The 2,624-nt window shown below is 41.2% G+C and carries 4 protein-coding genes and 1 pseudogene; all 5 read left to right on the plus strand.

Annotation, left to right across the window (positions count from 1 at the left end; translation table 11 throughout):
- Nucleotides 1-1,059: hypothetical protein (locus tag ACFOSE_RS06520; protein ID WP_380431829.1), on the plus strand; the 1,059-nt coding region annotated here is incomplete at its 5' end.
- 2 nt (nt 1,060-1,061) lie between these two features.
- Complete coding sequence (locus ACFOSE_RS06525) at nt 1,062-1,553, plus strand: hypothetical protein (RefSeq protein ID WP_380431831.1); 492 nt, start codon at nt 1,062-1,064, stop codon at nt 1,551-1,553.
- Nucleotides 1,554-1,559: 6 nt separating this feature from the next.
- Complete coding sequence (locus ACFOSE_RS06530) at nt 1,560-2,048, plus strand: hypothetical protein (protein WP_380431832.1); 489 nt, start codon at nt 1,560-1,562, stop codon at nt 2,046-2,048.
- Between the two features lie 6 nt (nt 2,049-2,054).
- Nucleotides 2,055-2,183: a hypothetical protein gene (locus ACFOSE_RS06535; RefSeq protein ID WP_380431834.1), complete on the plus strand. Its 129-nt coding sequence runs from the start codon at nt 2,055-2,057 to the stop codon at nt 2,181-2,183.
- A gap of 105 nt (nt 2,184-2,288) precedes the next feature.
- Nucleotides 2,289-2,624: pseudogene (locus ACFOSE_RS06540) on the plus strand (hypothetical protein); the annotation flags it as partial.

Raw genomic sequence — 2,624 nt, forward strand, 5'->3', positions numbered from 1 at the left:
TTGGGGGCTTCTAGGGTCTTGAGTTCAGCGGCTAAGGCTCAGGATCTAGTCTCGGCCGGAGAGAAGGTCGGGGATATCCAGCAGGCGGCCCGGAGCTATACGGCTGCCAAGGCGCTGAATACGGCGGTTGATACGGCTGATCTGAGCTTTAGTGCGGGAGAGATTGGCTATAACAAGCTGGTCAAGGGTGAGGACCCCAGCCTGATGCAGGTGGCCGGCTTAGGCGTTGGGCTAGGCGGCCGCTATGTGGACGCTGCCCATCCTAGGGGAGTGGACAGCAGTGCTGCCCGGCCTAGGACCGAGACTCCTGACCTCGCTAAGGTCAGAACGCCTGATTCCTCTTCTGTTCAGCCGGAGGTGCCTCATGTTTCCCATCAGACCGATGGGTCTGGTTTAGAAGCTGGAGCAGTTTCTGGGGCTAAAGCTTCTGATATTCCAAGAGCCAAGGTTGGCGATGTCGAGGCACCGGCTAGAGCTGGGGAAGTGACTGGTTCTAAGGGTTCTGATGTAACCAAAGCTAAGGTGGATGAGGCTGGACAATTACTTGATCCTGATGGGGTGTTCATGGAGCCAAAACTAGAAGAGAAGTATCAGAAGTATCTTGAACGTAAAGCTCGAACTGGACAAACACCAAGGGATAGGTTAAACTGGAAAGAAGCTAGTGACTACTGGACGAAAGAATCCCCAATGGCTAGAGGTAATCGGTTTAATAAGACAGTTCAGGATCGCGGTACTTATCCGGCTACAGAAGTTAATCTTGAAAATGGTAAGCGTCTAGATTCATATGATCCCTACAAGGGAGAAATTATTTCTCGAAAAGCGACCGATTTGGATAAAATTCAAGAAAGCACCTTTAGGGACTATCTGTCTGAATTTCAAGAAAAATATGCTAGAGGAACCAAAATACGCTCAAATACAAACCGTTTTGTTGATGGGCAAAAACTAGAAGGAAAATATATCTTAGAGATCCCTGCTAGCAATACAGATATTCCAAATATACAGCACTATAAGGATATTGCATCAGAGTATGATGTGACCTTACGATTTACGGAGGAATAAAAATGTTGGAACTGAAACCAGAAATCATACAAGCTTTAGTAGATATGAATTTTGTGGAGCAATATGAAGGATTATCTGATGAATATGCAGCGGATGTTATTCCTCCTGATGAGCGTCTGAGAGACATTGATGTAGATACTGTTATCGAAATTATTGAAAACATGGGTTATAAAACTTCTTATGATAAAAAAGAGAAATTTTTTAAAATTGAATGCAAAACAAATAACAAGCTAGGCCTTCAATTTAATGTTCATCTCGTTTTAAGAGGTGGAAGTGTTGAACTAATATGGGATGTGGAGCACAATGGGATTATAGAGTTGGGTCCCGCCATTGGATATTTACCGGTTTTAATAGATGAAAAGAATTCCCCTATCCCTTTACCAGCTGTTCTCAGTTATGAGGAACTAGAAGAAGTCCTTAAAATTAACTTTGATATGTTCAAGCAATTTCAAGACTTATTAATAGCTCATTATGAACAAGAAGAAAATCAATAAGGTGTTATGGATTTAAAACCTGAAGTAAAACAAGCCTTAATAGACATGAATTTTGTGGAGCAATTTAAAAAGCTATCAGAGGATTATGCAGCGGATGTTGTCCCTTATAATGAAAGAATAGATGATAGCAATGTAGATAGAATTATTCAAGCAGTAAAACGATTAGGTTATAGTGCTACTTACAATAAAAGAGAGCATTTCTTTGTTATAGTATTTAAGGATAGTTCTGTGGCATCATTAAACTTTCGTTTACATCTCTCTCTTCGAGATGGTTTTGTAGAATTAATTTGGGGAGTCATGTATAACGGAGAAGTATTATTAGGTGATCCCTTGTCCTATGTTTCTATGTTAATTGATGAAAAAGCTTCTGTCATCCCCTTTCCAGCTGTTCTCAGTTATGAGGAACTAGAAGAAGTCCTTAAAATTAACTTTGATATGTTCAAGCAATTTCAAAACCTATTGATTACTCACTATGAGCAGGAAGAAAAGCAGTAAAACGTTATGGATTTAAAACCGGAAGTAAAACAAGCTTTAATAGACATGAACTTTGTCAAACAGTTTGAGAAACTATCAGAAGATTATGCGGCAGATGTTATTCCACCTAAAGGACTTGGACTATTTCCCTTATGACTTATTGGTTCAAAAGGACCGTTAGTATGATATAATAGGCTCAGATTACGGTCTGAGCTTATTTTTGTAGGGTTAAAATCCACGGCTAGGATCCACGATGAAGTGGTGCAGCGCATTGACTCGAAGTTTACCCATGGTTTGGATAAGAGTTTTTCCAAGACCAGTGCTATCAATGATGGAAAAAATGAGTATAAGACTGATAAGATGACTTATCAGAAAGAGCATACAGGCTCCTATTCGACCCCCCAAGTCAATGGCGGCTATAGTACAGGCTCTTATACTTATAGCACGACGGAGCACTATACCCTGAACGATCTGCTCTCTAATGAGAAGAGTCCGCTCAAGGCGACGCAAGAGGTTTATCAAAATAGAGTCAAAAACCTCAGGCAGCAGCTGACCGAGGCCAATGGATATACGGAAGAAGAGGTCAAGAAGCTCAAG

Source organism: Streptococcus dentapri (assembly GCF_042649885.1).
Classification (GTDB): Bacteria; Bacillota; Bacilli; order Lactobacillales; family Streptococcaceae; genus Streptococcus; species Streptococcus dentapri.